The organism is Reyranella sp., assembly GCF_004297405.1.
Taxonomy (GTDB): domain Bacteria; phylum Pseudomonadota; class Alphaproteobacteria; order Reyranellales; family Reyranellaceae; genus Reyranella.
Window position 1 is genome coordinate 46,543 of the sequence record NZ_SCVC01000003.1, and the last position, 17,027, is coordinate 63,569.

Genomic DNA, 17,027 nt, shown 5'->3' on the forward strand with positions numbered 1-17,027 from the left:
CTGTCTTGATGCTTTTTTGTATCGAGATGCGACAGCAAATTCTCTTCTAAGAGAATACTATTCTCAATAGTGAACTCGATTGGTTGGCAAGCCACTCCGGCACCGGCCAGTAGCAGCTCACAAGTCGGTCATCTCGTTTCTTTGATTTCGTGAAGGACACTCGATCTCTCAGGGCTTGAAGCCGAGTTCGCGCACGATGATGTTCTTCTGGATTTCGCTGGTGCCTTCACCGATCACGTAGACCAGTGCGTCACGGTGAATACGGCCTACCGGATACTCGCGCATGATCCCGGCGCCACCGTGAATGCGGATCGCCTGTTCACTGACAGCCACCGCGGTCTCGCTCGCGATCAGCTTGACCCGCGCGGCGGTCGCTGCGTCCAGCGTATTCTGGTCGACACGCCAGGCGCCGTAATAGACGAGCCATTTGGCCGCCTCGATCTGGGCCGACATCTCTGCGAGTTTGTGACCGATCGCCTGGTAGTCACCGATGCGCCTGCCCGCGACCACGCGATCCTGAGCATAGGCCGTGGCCGCATCGAAGGCCGCGCGCGCCATACCGAGGGCATTGGCGGCAACACCGACACGGTTCTCGCTCAGCGACTCCAGGATCACCGGATAGGTCCCCAGGCGACCGCCAAGAACGCAATCGTCGGGCACGAACACATCCTCGATATGGATCAGGCCGGTTTCGGACGCGCGAATGCCCTCCTTCTTCAGCTTGTCGATGTTCATGCCCTTGGCTGGCAGCTCGACGATGAACAGGCTGATGGCGTCGCCCCTGAGTTCGGGGGCGGTGCGGGCTGCAACGAGCAGGAAATCCGCGATCGGCGCGTTGGTGATGTAGAGCTTGCTGCCGTTGAGCTTCCAGCCGCCGGCGGTACGTTCGGCGCGGGTCTTGAGCGCGCGGATGTTCGAGCCGCCGTCGGGTTCACTGAGCGCAAAACCGGCGATCTTCTTCCCCGCCACAGCGGGCCGAAAGAAGCGCTCGCGCTGCTCTTCAGTGCCGATCTTCCAGATCGGCCAGATGCCGAGGTGGCTATGCGCTGACCAGCTCGACGCGAATCCCTGGCTCATGTAGCTCAGTTCCTCGCGCACGATGCAGTCGCTGATCTTGTCGAGCCCACTGCCGCCGTCGCTTTCGGGATAGCGGACGCCCAGAAGCCCAAGCTCACCCCAGCGCGCGAACACCTCGCGTGGCAAAACTTCGCTCTCTTCCGCGGCGACGACCAGTCGCTGGTGCTCCGACTGACACAGGCGCCTGACCGTGTCGCGCACGGCGACCTGCTGTTCTGAGAAGGAGAAATCCATAAGCCAACAGCCATTCTCAATAGTGAATTCACTTCTGCTGGAAAAAAGTGCCCGTATCCAAAATGGAGGTCAACGGATCAAGCCGGAGATCACTGAAAAATCCGCACGTTGTACCGCCCGTCGGCACGCCGGTCCGGCCGTCATCCATTCTCGCTTGCGCTGGATCAAGGCACCGGATCTCCCGAGACGCTACGGCTCGCCACATGCAGACCTTCGTCTTCCGCTGTCCCAGCACGGGCTACAACGTCCAGGGAAGCTTCGAGGAGGCTAACTCGCCGCTGCCAACCTATGTCGGGCAGCACTGCTTGGCGTGCCGCCGCCTGCATATCGTCGATCCGCGCAACGGCCGGCTTCTGGCTGACCGGCAGCTGACGACAGCAAACCTGCCACGACATATCGAGGAACTGAGATGACCCATAGCCATGCCATTGTCTGGATGGATACCAGGGAAGCCCGGATCTTCCGCTTCAATGCCGCCGAAGTCGAGCAGGACACCATCAAGGCGCACAATCCGTTTCGGCAGGTTCATCACAAGGCTGGCGTCATGGGCTCAGGCCACATGGCGCTCGATCTGAGTTTTATGGATCACATCATCGATGCTCTGCGTGGCACCACAGAGTGGCTCCTGGTTGGCCCGGCGCAGGCCAAGCTCGAGCTGGTTCGTCATGTCGAGAAGACAATGCCGTGGGTTCACGCCAAACTCGTGAGCGTCGAGGCAATGGATCATCCGACCGATGGGGAACTGCTCAGCCAGGCGCGTCGTGCCTTCAAGGCCATCGACCGGATGCGACCCAACACAGCCGTTGGATGAGTGCCTTCTTGATATCTACGAGACGTTGAGCTGCCGTAGCGCGTGCAGATTACAGAGTTCGATCCATCGGCTGGCGGCAGGTAACCGGATCAGGCTGTCACGCGTGAACTGGCTGAGCGTCCGCGATACCGTTTCGATGGTCAGGCCGAGATAGTCGGCAATATCGGAGCGCGACATGGGCAATTCGAACGGGCCCTCGCCGTCGAGCATACGATCGGCCATATCGAGAAGGAAGGCAGCGACCTTTTCCTGTGCCGTCTTGCGTCCGAGCAGCAGCATGTGCTCCTGCGCGCGATCGAGACTGCGAATTGCCGACGCGAGAACCTCTTCGCGCAATGCCTCACTATCGTGAGCCGACAGCTCCAGACATGTCCGGCGAAAGGCCAGAACCGTGGCGCCAGCCAGTGCTTCCGCCGTGAACCGATGCACCTCACCGGCCTCCAACCCGAAAATCTCGCCAGCGAGATGGAAGGCGCCGATCTGCCGCCGGCCATCACTCAGCAACTTGCTGGTCCGTATGGCGCCCGTCATGACTTTGTAAAACCAGTCGGCAGCGTCGCCCTCGGCAAACAGCTCCTCACCCTTTCTCAATACCTCCAGCACCCCGGCCGACGCAGCGCCCCTCACGACGAGAGGGGTGGGCATCCGGATAACGTTCGCGAGGGTCTGCATCGGTATCTCCCGGGCTTTGAGCTGGAAGCGCTGTCGATGCAGATCGATATCCCTCCTGCCGGCGGGCAACTATTCAGGTCTTGATCTAAGGGATTCTACGTAGCCGCAAGCACCATTCGGACGAGCTCGGAAAGGCTGTCGGCCTGCATTTTCGTCATCACGTTTGCCCGGTGAACTTCCACGGTACGTGCACTGATGCCGAGATCGTAAGCGATCACCTTGTTGGCCTTACCTGCGATAAGCCCCTGCAGAACTTCGCGCTCGCGCGCCGACAGCGCCGCAAGGCGGCTCTGCACGGCCGCCAACCGCGCCTGGCGCTCGCTGTCGGTGGCATGCCGAGCCAGCGCCGTCCGGACTGCCGACAAGAGTGCTTCGTCGTCGAACGGCTTCTCGATGAAATCGACGGCACCGGCTTTCATCGCCGTCACAGCAAGCGATATATCGCCATGCCCGGTCATGATGATCACAGGAAATCCTGCCTTCAGCTCGTTGAGGCGGCGCTGAAGTTCCAGCCCGTCCATTTCGGGCATGCGAATGTCGGTAACGACGCAGCCATCCTGCGCGTCGGGAAGTGCCTTCAAGAAAGCCAGCGCGGAGTCGTGTACCCGGACGGCGTGCCCTTCCGTACTGAGCAGAAAGGCCAACGATTGACGAACGTCGGCGTCGTCATCGATGACGTGCACAACCTGGCTAGCGGCCATGACCTGCCTCTTGCCGTCCAAGGCCACGCAACGTGAAGCGAAAGACGGTGCCGCCGCCGGCACGCGCCTCTACCCAGATTTTTCCGCCGTGTGCTTCGACGATCGTACGGCAGATCGAGAGCCCCAGCCCCATGCCCTTGCGTTTGGTTGTCATAAATGGCTGGAAGAGATGGTGAGCGATCTCAGGAGCGAGACCGCCGCCTGTGTCGGCGACACTCACCTCGACCGTATCGTCTGATCCGATCGCGGTCGCAATATCCAGCGTGCGCGGCGGTTCGCTGTCGGCCATGACCTCGATGGCATTTCGGATCAGGTTCACGAGGACCTGCTGGATCTGGATGCGGTCCGCCAGAACCTGGTCTGCTCGAGGGTCGAGCCGGAAACGCACCTCGACACCGGCTTCCTTGATGCCGACCAGTGCCAGCGTGCTCGCATCCTCGATCAGCTTGGGCAGGCTCTCGATCCGGCGCTCGCTCTCACCGCGCGACACGAACTCGCGCAGGCGACGGATGATCTGGCCGGCACGCAACGCCTGCTCAGCGGCCTTTCCGACAGCGTCGCGCAGCTGAGGCACCGGTTCCCCGTCAAGGCGATCGATCAGGCGCTGCGAGCCCTTCAGATAATTGCTGATTGCGGTCAAAGGCTGATTGATTTCGTGCGCCAGAGTCGAGGCCATCTCCCCGAGCGCCGTGTAGCGCGACATGTGCGTGACTTCGGACTGCAGCTCCTTGAGGCGGCTTTCCGTCATCTGCTGATCTGTGAGATCTCGGATGAAACCGGTAAAGTGGTGCCGTTCACCGGCTTGCAGTTCACCGACCGTAAGATGCATGGGAAAGGTAGTGCCGTCCTTGCGCTGGCCGACGACGATGCGACCAATACCGATGATGCGCCGCTCGCGGGTCGACAGATAGCGTTCGATATAAGCGTCGTGCTGCTCGCGATAGGGCGATGGCATCAGCATGCTGATGTTTTGCCCAACGACTTCGCTGGTGCTGAAGCCGAACAATCGCTCCGCCGTCGTGCTGAGCGACTCGATCCGCCCCCGCTCATCGATGATGATCATGGCGTCTGGCACGGTCTGCAGAACCGACCTCAGCCGGGCCTCCGCTGCTTCCAGGGCCTGAGCCAGATGAGTGCGACCGGCCTCACCGGGAAGCGCCGCACCATGCAGCAACCACATCACCGTGCCGTCGGACGCCAGCACAGGGCTGCTGACGGCTTCGGCAAGCGACAAGCCCGCGACGCTTCCGGTTGTCGATTGCGCCAGCAGTCGGCCGGGCCTGTCGTTGCGATGCGGACGGTGTGTCTCGCGCGCTGCTTCGAGGGATGACTTGAGAATATCCAGCCCTGGGCCCGGTGCGAAGACCTCGTCGAGCGTCCGATCGACCAGCGCCGAGCGCCCGAGCCCCAGCGCAGCGCAATAGCCGTCGCTTGCCGTGATGATACGCAGATCCGGCCTCAAGAGCAGCTGCGCGTGAGCCGACGCTGCAACGACGGCGGCAACTTCCTCCGACGACGTCGCGAAATGGGAGGACTGACTCATCGATGCAATGCCTTTCCAAGCCACGATAGCATGGCCGGCGGCAACACGGACAAGCCGCTTCAAGGCCTGATGAAAGCAAGGGGGCTGGCTTCATCGAGGTTGTCGGCGGCGGCCGTCAGCTCTGCCGCAATGTCGTCGTTCGGACGGCTGCGCTGGAAGATCCGTATCGCCTCCGACAGGAGGCACCGTGCGACGACGTCGTCGGAGATTCCTTTGCTGCCAGCCTCGGCAAGCGCCGCCTCGACATGCCCAGCGACCAGCTGATGTGTGCTCATGACCAAACCCTTCCTTCAGATACCGCGCGAATGGCGGCCGTCGGCATGGTGCAAGTGATGATCGAATGCCGCACAGACGAAGCGCACCAACGGCTGGCCACGCTCGGTGACCCTCAGCCTATCCCCTTCCCTCTCGACCAGGCCGTCATCGACGAGCGCCGGGAGCGCCTCGATCTCGGCCAGAAGGGCTTGCGACGACACTTGATGACGGTGGCAAACCTCTCCGAGATCGACAAAGAAGGTGCACATCAGACGCTCGATGATCTCGCCGCGCAGGCGATCGGCGGCGCAAAGCTCGAGGCCTCGCGCCGTTGCAAAAGTGGCGGCTTCCATGAGGGACCGGTAACGCGTCGTATCGGTAGCGTTCTGCGTATAGCCGCAGGGCAGGCTCGAGATGGCCGAGGCGCCCAGGCCCACGACCCACGGCTGCTCCTCTGCGACGTAACCCTGAAAGCTGCGGCGGAGCTGGCCGCGTCCTGCCGCCATCGCCAGAGCATCCTGGGGACGTGCATAGTGATCCAGCCCGACCTTCACATAGCCACCGGCGAGCAACCGCTCCGACACGAGTGCCGACATGGCTGACCGCTGGGCCGCGCCTGGAAGGGCCTCGACATCGATCAGCTTCTGGCGTGCCTTCATCCACGGTACGTGAGCATAGGCAAACACTGCGAAGCGATCGGGCGCCAACTGCAAGGCCGCATCGAGCGTGCGCGCCAGCGTCTCGGGGGTCTGCCGCGGCAGACCATAGACGAGATCGATGTTGATGCGCCGGATGCCCGCCTCGCGCAGCCGACCGACCGCTGCTGCCGTGTCGTCGACCGACTGCAGCCGGTTGATCGCCTGCTGGACGTCGATATCGAAATCCTGAACGCCGAGGCTTACGCGACTAACGCCAATCTCCTGTAGCGCGCCGACGAGTGCCTCGTCGCAGAAACGAGGATCGATTTCCATCGAGGTCTCTTCACCACAATGTCGATCGAAGCGGGCCCCAAGCTGCCTGGCGACCGACACGATCCGGTCCACGCCGAGTTGCGACGGCGTACCGCCACCCCACTGGATCGAACCGACGCAGAGATCGGGGGCCGCAGCCGCGACGAGGTCGATCTCCTTTGCCAACGCCCGCGCGTAGGCATCGAGTGACCCCGGCCGATTCACCGCCGACGTATGGCAAGCACAGTACCAGCAGAGCCGGGCACAGAACGGAACATGCAGGTAGAACGTCGCGCTTGTGCGGGCGAGGTCCTGCAGCCAGGTCCGATGCTCGACCGGGCCGACACCGCCGTGAAACTGCGCTGCCGTTGGATAGCTAGTGTATCGCGGTACGGGACGGTCGTAAGTCGCGAGTGTGCGGGCGTCCATCAGTGGGAAACGAACAAAGGAACGGTCATGCTGGACAGCAGCGTGCGACTGGCGCCACCCAGGATCATCTCGCGCACGCGCGAATGGCCATAGAGGCCCATGACGACCAGGTCGATATCGTGGTCGGCCGCGCGAGAGAGAACCACACCACCGACATCCGAATCAGCTGCGACATCGCGCTGGACGGTGACATCGACACCGTGACGCGCCAGCCAATGCGCCACGTCGGCACCCGGCTCGGCACCATGGCCGTCGGGCGAGCTATGCGGATCGACGACCAGCACGATGACCTTCTTCGCCATCTGCAGGAGCGGGAGGGCATCTGCTGCCGCACGCGCGCTCTCTCGGCTGGCATTCCAGCACAACATCACCCGTTCACCAGGCTGTGAACGCACGCCGACATGCGGCACGATCAGCATGGGTCGGCCCGTCGCCAGCACGACGGCTTCGGGGAGATCGGAGGGTGTGGGCGTTTGGGCATCAGGATCGGTCTGCCCGACGATGGTGAGATCGGCGTAACGCGCCTGGATCGCGAGCTCGCTGTCGATGAAACCGTCGACAGTCCGCCACTCATGCGAGAGATGTCGTCCTTTCAGAGCTTTGTCGAAAGCAGCCCGCGCCGCCTCCGCATCGGCCTTGGCGCCAGCCTCGTAGGACGCGAACAGCGAGTCCATCGGCATGCCACCCTCGAAGAAGACGGGTGCCTCGAATGGCGGACGGGCATGGACCCCGACCAGATGGGCGCCATATCGCTGCGCAAGCTCTGCCGCAACGACGAGCCGTTGGCCGACGTTGGGCGCGGCATCGCAGTGGACGAGGATCGTCTTGTATCCCATGGCCAATCTCCTCCGGTGACGCCTCCTTGTGCCGTCGGCGCACGGCGACCGCCTTGACCTGCGTCAAGTCCATGGCCGGGCCGAAATGATCTACTGTCGGCATGGAGACGATTGTCCGGTTCCTGGCGCTCTGCGGCGACGGGCTGCAAACGGCGGCAGCGAATCCTGCCGGATTGCCCGTTGCCATGCTTCTCGCCGGTTTGGCCGGCAGCCTCATTCATTGCACGGGCATGTGCGGGCCCTTCGTGCTCGGGCAGGTCATTGCCGACACGGATCGGCCAGCACCGGCCGGCTATGGGGAATGGCGTCGGCTCGCCGGAGCCGCGCTCGCGCCTTACCATCTCGGCCGCTTCACGACTTATGTGCTGCTGGGAGCGGTCGCCGGCGAGGCTACGGGACTCTTCGCCTCGACCGCGGCATTCGGCTGGTTGTCTGGCGCATTGCTGATCACGGCAGCGGCGTTACTGATCACACAAGCACTGGGACTGTCGCTGGGTATGAATGGACTCGGCCTTCAGGCCTCGCTGTCACGCCTCGCCGGATCCCTTGCCGGCGCCACGGGGAATGCCGCGAGATATGGCCTGGGGGTCCTGCTTGGTTTCCTGCCGTGTGGCTTGCTCTATGGCGCACTAGCCGCAGCAGCCGGCACAGGTTCCGGATTGGGCGGTGGTCTCGCCATGGCAGCTTTCGCGATCGGTACGATGCCTGCCTTGGTCGCCGTGGGTTGGGGTGGCCTGCTGATGCGCCGAAAGCTGCGCGGCGCAGGCCGGTGGATGAGCGCTCCCCTCCTGCTCGGGAACGCGTTGGTGATGCTTACGTTGGCGAGCCAGCGCTTCTAACAGGTTCGGGCAACGCCTCGAAGCGTACGATGTCGCGATAGGCATGCCATGTCGAATGCGCCACGACCGGCAACACGAGGATCAAGCCAAGAAAGCCAGGCACCATCGCCATGGTGACCAGCATGACGATCAGCCCGGCCCACAGGAGCATCGGCTTGGGATTGAGCTTTACTGCAGCGACCGAGATGGCGATTGCTTCGAACAGGTTCGAGCAGCGGCGGTCCAGGAGATAGGGAATCGAAAAGGCCCCGATGATGAACGCCACTGCGGCGAGCACGGCGCCAATCGCTACGCCTGCCGCAAGAAATGGCAGGCTGCGTGTCGCGTGCCAGAGCAGATCCGTAAAATGGGTCCAGGACGGGACGCTCTGCCAGGGAAAGATGGCAAAGAGAAGCTGCGCGATACGCATCCAGGCGAGATGCAGCAACAGCAGGGCGAGGCCCATCAGGGCGATCTGATCGGCATTGCGACGCCAGGCACTCAAGGTGGCGTCGCCATCGACAGGCAAGCCGGCTTCGAGTCTCCGGCTGGTTTCGTAGAGCCCGACCGCAATGAACGGCCCGACAAAGAAGAAGCCGGCGCTGAGCGGCAATACTAGCGAGGGATAGTCGAACCGCAGCAGCAGCGCGATGGCCAGCCAGCCTATGACAACGGGGAACACACCGTAAGACAGGCTGATGACCGGGACGGTCCATAGATCGTTCCAGCCCGCCGCCAGCCAGGTCCATGGCCGATCGATTGCGACGCGCCGGATGCGCGGCTGCGGTCCGGGGAAAACCGCAATGGACTCGCTCATGGCATTTCACTCTCGAAGTGCATGCGTCACTTGATATCGGTCCAGCCGACGCGGGCCTTGACCCAAATCAAGGTTCTCCGGTGGCGATCTCCTAGGGTCCGCCCGACCTTCGCGGGGAGAAAGCATGTCGAGCCAAGCAGTCCTGAATACCGGTCGCCCGCCCGCGCCGCGCTACGTCGAAGATGTGATCCGAGCGGCGGTTGTCCTGTCGATGTTCTGGGGCGTCGTTGCTTTCCTGGCGGGCGTCGTCATCGCTGCCCAACTCGTCTGGCCCCAACTCAGCTTCGACAGCGAGTATTTGACCTTTGGTCGCCTGCGGCCGCTGCACACGTCGGCCGCCATCTTCGCGTTCGGCGGCACGGCACTGATCGGCACGGCCTTCCATGTCGTACAGCGCACCTGCCGTGCCCGCCTGTTCGGTGGCGCACCGCTCGGTTGGTTCGTTCTGCTTGGCTACCAGTTCTTCATCGTCACGGCCGCCGCCGGCTACCTGCTCGGCATCACCCAGAGCAAGGAATACGCCGAGCCGGAATGGTTCGTCGATCTCTGGCTGACAATCGTCTGGGTCGCCTACCTGGTGGCCTATCTCGGCACCGTGCTGAAGCGCGAAGAGCCGCATATCTACGTGGCAAACTGGTTCTACCTCGCCTTCATCATCACCATCGCCGGCCTGCACATCGTCAACAACATGGCGATACCGGTGTCGATCACCGGCTCCAAGAGCTACGGCGCATGGTCGGGCGTCCAGGATGCCATGATCCAGTGGTGGTACGGGCACAACGCCGTCGGTTTCTTCCTGACTGCCGCCTTCCTCGGCATGATGTACTATTACATCCCGAAGGCTGCGAACCGTCCGGTCTACTCCTACCGGTTGTCGATCGTGCACTTCTGGTCCCTGGTGTTCATGTACATCTGGGCCGGTCCGCACCACCTGCACTACACGTCGCTGCCTGACTGGGCCCAGACGCTGGGCATGGTCTTCTCCGTCATGCTGTGGATGCCGAGCTGGGGCGGCATGATCAACGGCCTGATGACGCTCTCCGGTGCCTGGGACAAGTTGCGCACCGATCCTGGCCTGCGCTTCTCGGTCACCGCCGTCGGCTTCTACGGCATGGCGACCTTCGAAGGCCCGGTCATGTCGATCAAGGCCGTCAACTCGCTCAGCCACTACACCGACTGGACAATCGGCCATGTCCATTCCGGCGCCCTGGGCTGGGTCGCCTTCATCGTGTTCGGTACGCTCTACTACATGGTGCCGAAGATGTGGAACCGCCCGGCCATGTGGTCGACGCGCTTGATCGGCTGGCACTACTGGATCGCCACTATCGGCATCGTTCTCTACATCACCGCGATGTGGGTGAGCGGCATCATGCAGGGCCTGATGTGGCGCGCCTACGACGAGCTGGGCTTCCTGCAGTACTCGTTCGTCGAGACCGTCGCGGCCATGCAGCCCTTCTACTTCATCCGCTTCCTGGGCGGGGTCTGCTTCCTGACCGGCGGACTGCTCATGGCCTACAACATGTGGCGCACGATCCGCAGCGAAGCCGTAGTGACTTCCGCGCGTCACCAGCCCGCTCTCGCGGCTTAGGAGACGCGCAAATGTTCATTCGTCACGAGGCGATCGAAAAGAACGCCATCCTGCTGGTGATCCTGACCCTGATTACGGTCTCGATCGGCGGCCTGGTGCAGATCATCCCGCTCTTCTCCATCGAGACCACGATCGAGCGGGTCGACGGGGTTCGCCCCTACACGCCACTCGAACTGCTGGGCCGCAACATCTACATCCGCGAGGGCTGCTACACCTGCCACAGTCAGCAGATCCGCCCCTTCAAGGATGAAGTCGAGCGTTACGGTCACTACAGCCTCGCCGCCGAGAGCATGTACGACCGGCCGTTCCAATGGGGCTCCAAGCGCACGGGGCCGGACCTCGCGCGCGTCGGCGGCCGCTACTCCAACGACTGGCATGTCGCCCATCTCATCTCGCCACGCGCCGTCGTGCCGGAGAGCGTCATGCCCGCCTATCCGTTCCTCGCCGAAAAGAAGCTCGACTACAGCGACATCGCAAAACACCTCGAAGCCCTGCGTGCGGTCGGCACGCCTTACACCGACGCAATGATCGCCAACGCCCGCGCCGACCTCGAAGCGCAGGTCAATCCGGACCTCGATCCGACAGCGATGGAGAAGCGGTATCCGCGGGCCGTCGTCGGCAAGTTCAACGCCGACTCGACGGCGATCACCGAGATGGATGCGCTCGTAGCCTACTTGCAGATGCTGGGCACGCTGGTGCGCTTCGGCGACATCCCGCCCGAGCGGCTGCGGCAATAGGGGAACGGACATGACTCTCGAAGCGCTTGGCGAGCTGCTGACCTCGATCTGGACGATCTGGGCGATCCTGGTCTTCGCCGGCATCGCCTTCTGGGCATGGCGTCCGAAAAACCGGCGCCGGTTCGAGAAGGACGCCCGCATCCCGCTCAACGACGAATGACGAAGGACCGGCCATGCCGACCAAGATCGAGAAGGATACGCTGTCGGGCCAGAACACGACTGGCCACGAGTGGGATGGCGTCAAGGAACTGAACACGCCACTGCCGACCTGGTGGATCTATACCTTCTACGCCACGGTGGTGTTCGCCATCGTCTACTGCGCCCTCTACCCGTCCTGGCCGTGGCTGAACGGCCACGCGAAGGGCATGCTGGGTTACTGGAGCCGTGCCGAGCTTACCCAGGAGCTCGATGCCCAGGCCAAGGCACGCTCAGGCTTCGTCGATCGCATTCGGGCCACTTCGCTCGCCGATATCGCCAAGGAACCGGAGCTCTTCAACTTCGCGATGGCTGGCGGTCGCTCGGCTTTCCAGACGAACTGCATGCAGTGCCACGGCGCCGGTGGTGCGGGCAGCCGCGGATTCCCCAACCTAGTGGACGACGACTGGATCTGGGGCGGCAGTCTCGAGCAGATCCGCGCCACGATCGAGCACGGCATCCGCAATACCGACGACAAGTCCCGCCAGTCGATGATGCCGCGCTTCGGCGTCGACGGCCTGCTGACGGGCACCCAGGTCGCCGCGGTAACGGACTATGTGCTGAGCCTGTCCGGCAAGGCGAAAGCCACACCGGAAGGCACGCAGCTCTTCCAGGAACAGTGCGCGGCCTGCCACGGCCCCGACGGAAAGGGCAACCAGGAGCTTGGCGCGCCCAGCCTCGCGGACGGGATCTGGCTCTATGGCGGCGATCGTGATGCGATCTACCGGTCGATCTTCTACGCCCGCAACGGCAGCATGCCGGCCTGGGCCGGACGCCTCGACGAAGCGACCATCAAGATGCTCACGATCTACGTCCACGCGCTGGGCGGCGGCCGCTAGGCAGTATGCGGGCGGATCATGGGTATCGACACAAAGGTCCGGGATGACGAAGCGGTCTCGCTCGCCGCACAGAAGGCCGAGCTGCCGCTTTACGTCACCCGGATCAAGGTTTACCCGCGCGCGATTGCCGGCCAGTGGCGGCGAATCAAATGGGCCGTCCTCGTCCTGCTGCTCGGCCTCTACTATCTGGTGCCCTGGCTGCGCTGGGACCGCGGACCCAATGCACCCGCCCAGGCGATCCTGATCGACCTCGATGGCCGGCGCGGCTGGTTCTTCGACGTCGTCATCTGGCCGCAGGAAGTCTATTTCGTCACCGGCCTCCTGATTCTGGCCTCGCTCGGCCTGTTCTTCGCCTCATCCCTGTTCGGACGTGTGTGGTGCGGCTTCACTTGTCCGCAGACCGTCTGGACTGATCTCTTCATGCTGGTCGAACGCTGGATCGAAGGCGATCGCAATGAGCGCATGCGCTTCGACCGCCAGCCGATGTCGGCAACCAAGGCCGCCCGCAAGGGCTTGAAGCATATCGCTTGGCTTGTCATCGCAGCGGCGACGGGCGGCGCCTGGGTGTTCTACTACGTCGACGCTCCGACCACGCTGATCAAGATCTTCCGCGGTGAGGCCTCACTCGAAGTCTACACCTTCGTCGGATTGTTCACCGCGACCACCTACGTCCTGGCAGGTTGGGCGCGCGAGCAGGTCTGCACCTACATGTGTCCCTGGCCGCGCTTCCAGGCAGCGATGCTCGACGAACAGAGCCTGAGCGTCACCTATCAGAAGTGGCGCGGCGAACAACGCGGCAAGCACAAGGCCGGCGATACCTGGGACGGTCGCGGCGACTGCGTCGACTGCCGGCTGTGCGTTGCCGTCTGCCCGACAGGCATCGACATCCGCGATGGCCAGCAGATCGAATGCATTGGGTGTGGCCTCTGCATCGACGCCTGCACCCAGACCATGGACAAGGTCGGCCGGCCGCTCGGCCTCATCTGCTGGGACACCTTGGCCAACCAGCATGCCAAGGAGAGCAGCGCGACCAAAGGCACTGGCCGCGTGGCGTGGCGGCCGCTACGGCCGCGCACCCTGCTCTATGCGGGCCTGCTCTGCCTCGTGTCGGCAATCATGCTGGTGGCGTTCCTGCTGCGCAGCGACGCAGAATTGACGGTACAGCGCGACCGCAGCCCGAACTATGTCCGTTTGTCCAACGGTGACATTCGCAACTCCTATACCCTCAAGATCCTGAACAAGCGCCGCGAAGAGGCTCACTTCCGGCTCTCCATCGAAGGCCTGCCTTCGGCCGTGCTGGGATTCGTCGGCGCCGATGCTGACGGTGCGTCGGGAGCCACGACCTTGGCTGTGCACCCCGACATGGTCGGCACCTTCCGGGTGCTTGTCACGGTTCCGTCGAAGGAGGCGCCCGCGGGCTCCAAGCCCATCACGTTCGAAGTGCGCGAGACGTCACAGGCCCGCCGAGCCTCGCACGATGCCGTCTTTGTCGGACCTGTCCGTTAAAGGAGCTTGCCGATGAGCACTACTCTCGCGTCGCGCGGTCGCTACATTCCCTGGCTCTTCGTCCTGGGGTTCATGCTCGTCGTCGCGGTCAACGGCACCATGATCTGGTTTGCCGTGGGGTCATTCTCGGGCCTCTATACGCCCAAGCCCCGCGATCGTGGGCTGCGTTACAACGACGTCCTCACCGCCCAGCAAAGCCGGGATATTCTAGGATGGCGCATCGAATCGAGGTGGCAACCGGAGAGCCATCGGCTCGACCTCACCTTGTTAGATCGCGACGGTCGGCCACTCACCAACGCTCACGCTACCGTCGAACTGGTCCGACCCACGGAAAAGCGACCACCGCTCGCCATCGCCATGGCCATTGTCGGGCCGGGACAGCTCGCCGGGACGGTGGACCTGCCAGCCCGCGGGAACTGGGACATCGACATCGTGATCGAGCGAGACGGCCAGCGCTTCGCGCAGACGCGCCGGATGTTCCTGCAATGACTGACGCCGCCCTGTTCGCGCCCTCGTCCGTCGCACCGGCAGAGCGGACCTGCGCGCACTGTGGCGAGGTCTTACGCGGACTCTCCGACAGCAAGTTCTGTTGCGCCGGATGCGCCGGCGCGCACGCCATCATCGGAGCGGCCGGCCTCGCTTCCTTCTACCGGCGCCTGGAGGAGCGGCATGCCCGCCGGCCGGAGCCGCTCGAAACCGACTTCGCCGGCCATGCACACGTGACTGGCCGAAACGAGGCAACGCTCGACCTGCTGGTCGAAGGTCTCGATTGCGCTGCTTGTGTCTGGCTGATCGAGAGCCTGTTGGCGCGCAATCCGGCCATCACCAAGGCTCGCGTACATCTCTCGACGCGGCGCCTTTCTCTTGGATGGCGCGGCCCCGCCAAGGACGCCAATGCCCATGCTGGCCTCGTCGCTGCCCTCGGCTTCCGAGTGGCACCCTACGATATCGTCGCGGCCTCTGCCGACGACGATCGCGCCTCTCGCGATCTGCTGCGCGCACTCGGCATCGCAGGATTTGCCGCAGCCAACGTCATGCTGTTGTCGGTGGCTGTCTGGTCAGGCCATGACGGCTCCATGGGCGAGGCAACACGAACCCTCTTCCATTGGCTTTCGGCTGCCATCGCCCTGCCGGCTGTCGCCTATGCAGGCCGACCTTTCTTCGGTTCGGCGATCACCGCCCTGAAGGCTGGCCGCACCAACATGGACGTTCCGATCTCGATTGGCGTTGTCCTGGCCTGCGTCGTCAGCCTGCACGAAGCCTGGGTCGGCAGGCCACATGCCTATTTCGATTCGGCGATCACGCTGCTTTTCTTCCTACTGGTCGGCCGCTACCTCGATCGTCGCGCCCGCGGCCGCGCACGCCATGCTGTGCGCGCGTTGCTGGCGCTGACGGCCCGCAGCGTCACGGTTATCTCAGCCGACGGCAACACGGCCGCGCGCCGTGTCGACGCACTCACGCCAGGCGATGTGCTGTTGGTGGCGGCTGGCGAGCGTCTGGGCGCCGATGGTGTCGTCAGCGAAGGGAGGTCGTCGCTCGATGCTGCCCTGATCAGCGGCGAAAGCGTGCCACAGGCTGTCGAGCCGGGCGTTCAGGTGTTCGCAGGCATGGTCAATCTCGGGGCGCCGATCCGTGTACGAGTGACCGCTGCCGGCGACCGCACGCTGCTGGCCGAAATCGTCCGGCTCGTCGAAGCTGCCGAACGCGGGCGGTCTCGCTTCACCGCGATCGCCGACCGTGTCGCGCGCGCCTACGCGCCGGTCGTGCATGTTACAGCACTGCTGACCTTCCTTGGCTGGATGTTGCTGGGAGATCTTGCCTGGGACCGCGCTCTGCTGATCGCGACAGCGGTGCTGATCATCACCTGCCCCTGCGCGCTCGCCCTCGCCGTGCCGGTCGTACAGGTTGTGGCAGGCACGCGCCTGTTGCGCTCGGGTGTGCTGCTCCTCTCGCCCACGGCACTCGAACGCCTGGCGCAGGTCGACCATGTCGTCTTCGACAAGACCGGGACCCTGACCCTGGGACGGCCCGAACTGGTTGATGGTCCGGCCGACCTTGAAATTCGGCGTCGCGCCGCCGCGTTGGCGGCAAATTCCCGTCACCCTCTGGCCCGAGCGCTCTTGCGAGCCATACCGGACGCAACCGCCGTCTCGAACGTCGTCGAATATCCTGGCGAAGGCCTGCAAAGCGGCAACACGCAGCTTGGGTCAGCGAGGTTCTGCGGCATCGACAGCCCTGTCGACGATGGCTGCTCCGAACTCTGGTACGCCGAGCCAGACCGTAAGCCGGTTCGATTTGCCTTTGCCGATCGACTTCGTCCCGACGCCACAAGCTCCGTTGCGGCATTGCATCGCGACGGCCTTACGGTCGAACTGCTCTCGGGTGACCGGCCAGCCGCCGTGGCGGACGCCGCACGTACTGCAGGCTTCGATGTCTGGCATGCCGAAGTGACGCCAGCCGCCAAGGCACAACACCTGGCCGGCCTCGCGGCGCAGAGCAAACGCGTGCTCATGGTCGGCGACGGGCTGAACGATGCGCCAGCCCTTGCCGCCGCGCATGCGTCGATCTCCCCAACGACAGCTGCTGAAGCGACGCAGAATGCCGCCGATGCCGTTTTCCAGGGTGATGCGCTGCAGCCGGTCGTCGAAACGCTTCACGTGGCGCGCCGCGCCAATCGCCTGATGCGTCAGAACCTGGCACTGGCTCTGTTCTACAACCTCGCTGCGGTGCCGCTCGCGATCCTGGGCGACGTCACGCCGCTGATCGCCGCCGTGGCGATGTCTTCGTCCTCGCTGCTGGTGATCGGCAACTCGTTGCGCCTCGGTGCCCGTCCGCGCTCCCCACGGCTTCCCGACTTCCGGCAGGTGCACTGATGGACAGCCTGCTCATTCTCGTACCGGCGGCCCTCTTCTTCGGTCTGTTGGCTCTGGCAGCCTTTCTCTGGGCGCTGCGCAACGGTCAATATGACGACCCGGACGGGTCTGCCGGCCGCATCCTGTTCGACGACGATTGAGGAGAG

At 63.7% G+C, this 17,027-nt stretch carries 19 protein-coding genes; 11 read left to right on the plus strand and 8 right to left on the minus strand.

Going from position 1 to position 17,027, the window contains the following annotated elements; all coding sequences use genetic code 11:
- Nucleotides 1-168: 168 nt before the first annotated feature.
- Nucleotides 169-1,311 (minus strand): acyl-CoA dehydrogenase family protein, encoded by a 1,143-nt coding sequence (locus EPO50_RS00790; RefSeq protein ID WP_296340734.1) that lies wholly within the window; start codon nt 1,309-1,311, stop codon nt 169-171.
- Between the two features lie 203 nt (nt 1,312-1,514).
- Between EPO50_RS00790 and EPO50_RS00795 the strand changes: the two genes are divergently transcribed.
- Together EPO50_RS00795 and EPO50_RS00800 are read left to right on the plus strand one after the other, a co-directional pair.
- Nucleotides 1,515-1,724, plus strand: coding sequence for a hypothetical protein (locus tag EPO50_RS00795; protein ID WP_296340735.1), 210 nt, complete (start codon nt 1,515-1,517; stop codon nt 1,722-1,724).
- Complete coding sequence (locus tag EPO50_RS00800) at nt 1,721-2,122, plus strand: translational machinery protein (protein WP_296340736.1); 402 nt, start codon at nt 1,721-1,723, stop codon at nt 2,120-2,122. The genes EPO50_RS00795 and EPO50_RS00800 overlap by 4 nt, the downstream gene beginning before the upstream one ends.
- A gap of 15 nt (nt 2,123-2,137) precedes the next feature.
- On the opposite strand, the gene EPO50_RS00805 is transcribed toward EPO50_RS00800, so the two are convergent.
- The 6 genes from EPO50_RS00805 to EPO50_RS00830 form a co-directional block, all read right to left on the minus strand.
- A complete protein-coding gene (locus tag EPO50_RS00805; RefSeq protein ID WP_296340737.1) occupies nt 2,138-2,794 on the minus strand; it encodes a helix-turn-helix domain-containing protein in 657 nt (218 codons plus the stop codon).
- Between the two features lie 95 nt (nt 2,795-2,889).
- Nucleotides 2,890-3,495 (minus strand): response regulator FixJ, encoded by a 606-nt coding sequence (gene fixJ, locus EPO50_RS00810; protein ID WP_296340738.1) that lies wholly within the window; start codon nt 3,493-3,495, stop codon nt 2,890-2,892.
- A complete protein-coding gene (locus EPO50_RS00815) occupies nt 3,485-5,038 on the minus strand; it encodes a PAS domain S-box protein (protein ID WP_296340739.1) in 1,554 nt (517 codons plus the stop codon). The genes fixJ and EPO50_RS00815 overlap by 11 nt, the downstream gene beginning before the upstream one ends.
- Nucleotides 5,039-5,097: 59 nt before the next feature.
- Nucleotides 5,098-5,313, minus strand: coding sequence for a hypothetical protein (locus EPO50_RS00820; protein ID WP_296340740.1), 216 nt, complete (start codon nt 5,311-5,313; stop codon nt 5,098-5,100).
- 15 nt (nt 5,314-5,328) lie between these two features.
- Nucleotides 5,329-6,672 carry an oxygen-independent coproporphyrinogen III oxidase gene (gene hemN / locus EPO50_RS00825; protein WP_296340741.1) on the minus strand — a complete coding sequence of 448 codons (1,344 nt, stop codon included), beginning with the start codon at nt 6,670-6,672 and terminating at the stop codon, nt 5,329-5,331.
- Nucleotides 6,672-7,508, minus strand: coding sequence for a universal stress protein (locus EPO50_RS00830; RefSeq protein ID WP_296340742.1), 837 nt, complete (start codon nt 7,506-7,508; stop codon nt 6,672-6,674). The genes hemN and EPO50_RS00830 overlap by 1 nt, the downstream gene beginning before the upstream one ends.
- Before the next feature lie 101 nt (nt 7,509-7,609).
- Between EPO50_RS00830 and EPO50_RS00835 the strand changes: the two genes are divergently transcribed.
- Nucleotides 7,610-8,347, plus strand: coding sequence for a sulfite exporter TauE/SafE family protein (locus EPO50_RS00835; RefSeq protein ID WP_296340743.1), 738 nt, complete (start codon nt 7,610-7,612; stop codon nt 8,345-8,347).
- On the opposite strand, the gene EPO50_RS00840 is transcribed toward EPO50_RS00835, so the two are convergent.
- Nucleotides 8,322-9,143 carry a DUF2189 domain-containing protein gene (locus tag EPO50_RS00840; protein WP_296340744.1) on the minus strand — a complete coding sequence of 274 codons (822 nt, stop codon included), beginning with the start codon at nt 9,141-9,143 and terminating at the stop codon, nt 8,322-8,324. The two genes, EPO50_RS00835 and EPO50_RS00840, sit on opposite strands and share 26 nt — an antisense overlap.
- Before the next feature lie 124 nt (nt 9,144-9,267).
- Between EPO50_RS00840 and ccoN the strand changes: the two genes are divergently transcribed.
- From ccoN to ccoS, 8 genes are read left to right on the plus strand one after another with little or no spacing between them, the layout of a single operon-like run.
- The gene (gene ccoN / locus EPO50_RS00845) at nt 9,268-10,731 is read left to right on the plus strand and encodes a cytochrome-c oxidase, cbb3-type subunit I (RefSeq protein ID WP_296340745.1); all 1,464 of its coding nucleotides are present in this window, start codon (nt 9,268-9,270) and stop codon (nt 10,729-10,731) included.
- An 11-nt stretch (nt 10,732-10,742) separates the two neighbouring features.
- Complete coding sequence (gene ccoO / locus EPO50_RS00850; RefSeq protein ID WP_296340746.1) at nt 10,743-11,468, plus strand: cytochrome-c oxidase, cbb3-type subunit II; 726 nt, start codon at nt 10,743-10,745, stop codon at nt 11,466-11,468.
- A gap of 10 nt (nt 11,469-11,478) precedes the next feature.
- Entirely contained in the window at nt 11,479-11,628 is a 150-nt protein-coding gene (locus EPO50_RS00855) for a cbb3-type cytochrome c oxidase subunit 3 (RefSeq protein ID WP_296340747.1), read from the plus strand.
- 13 nt (nt 11,629-11,641) lie between these two features.
- Nucleotides 11,642-12,502 (plus strand): cytochrome-c oxidase, cbb3-type subunit III, encoded by an 861-nt coding sequence (gene ccoP, locus EPO50_RS00860; protein ID WP_296340748.1) that lies wholly within the window; start codon nt 11,642-11,644, stop codon nt 12,500-12,502.
- 18 nt (nt 12,503-12,520) lie between these two features.
- Nucleotides 12,521-14,008, plus strand: coding sequence for a cytochrome c oxidase accessory protein CcoG (gene ccoG / locus EPO50_RS00865; RefSeq protein ID WP_296340749.1), 1,488 nt, complete (start codon nt 12,521-12,523; stop codon nt 14,006-14,008).
- Nucleotides 14,009-14,020: 12 nt separating this feature from the next.
- Nucleotides 14,021-14,497 (plus strand): FixH family protein, encoded by a 477-nt coding sequence (locus tag EPO50_RS00870; RefSeq protein WP_296340750.1) that lies wholly within the window; start codon nt 14,021-14,023, stop codon nt 14,495-14,497.
- Complete coding sequence (locus tag EPO50_RS00875) at nt 14,494-16,881, plus strand: heavy metal translocating P-type ATPase (RefSeq protein WP_296340751.1); 2,388 nt, start codon at nt 14,494-14,496, stop codon at nt 16,879-16,881. Before EPO50_RS00870 ends, EPO50_RS00875 begins: the two co-directional genes overlap by 4 nt.
- Nucleotides 16,881-17,021, plus strand: coding sequence for a cbb3-type cytochrome oxidase assembly protein CcoS (gene ccoS, locus EPO50_RS00880; protein ID WP_296340752.1), 141 nt, complete (start codon nt 16,881-16,883; stop codon nt 17,019-17,021). Before EPO50_RS00875 ends, ccoS begins: the two co-directional genes overlap by 1 nt.
- Nucleotides 17,022-17,027 lie beyond the last annotated feature (6 nt).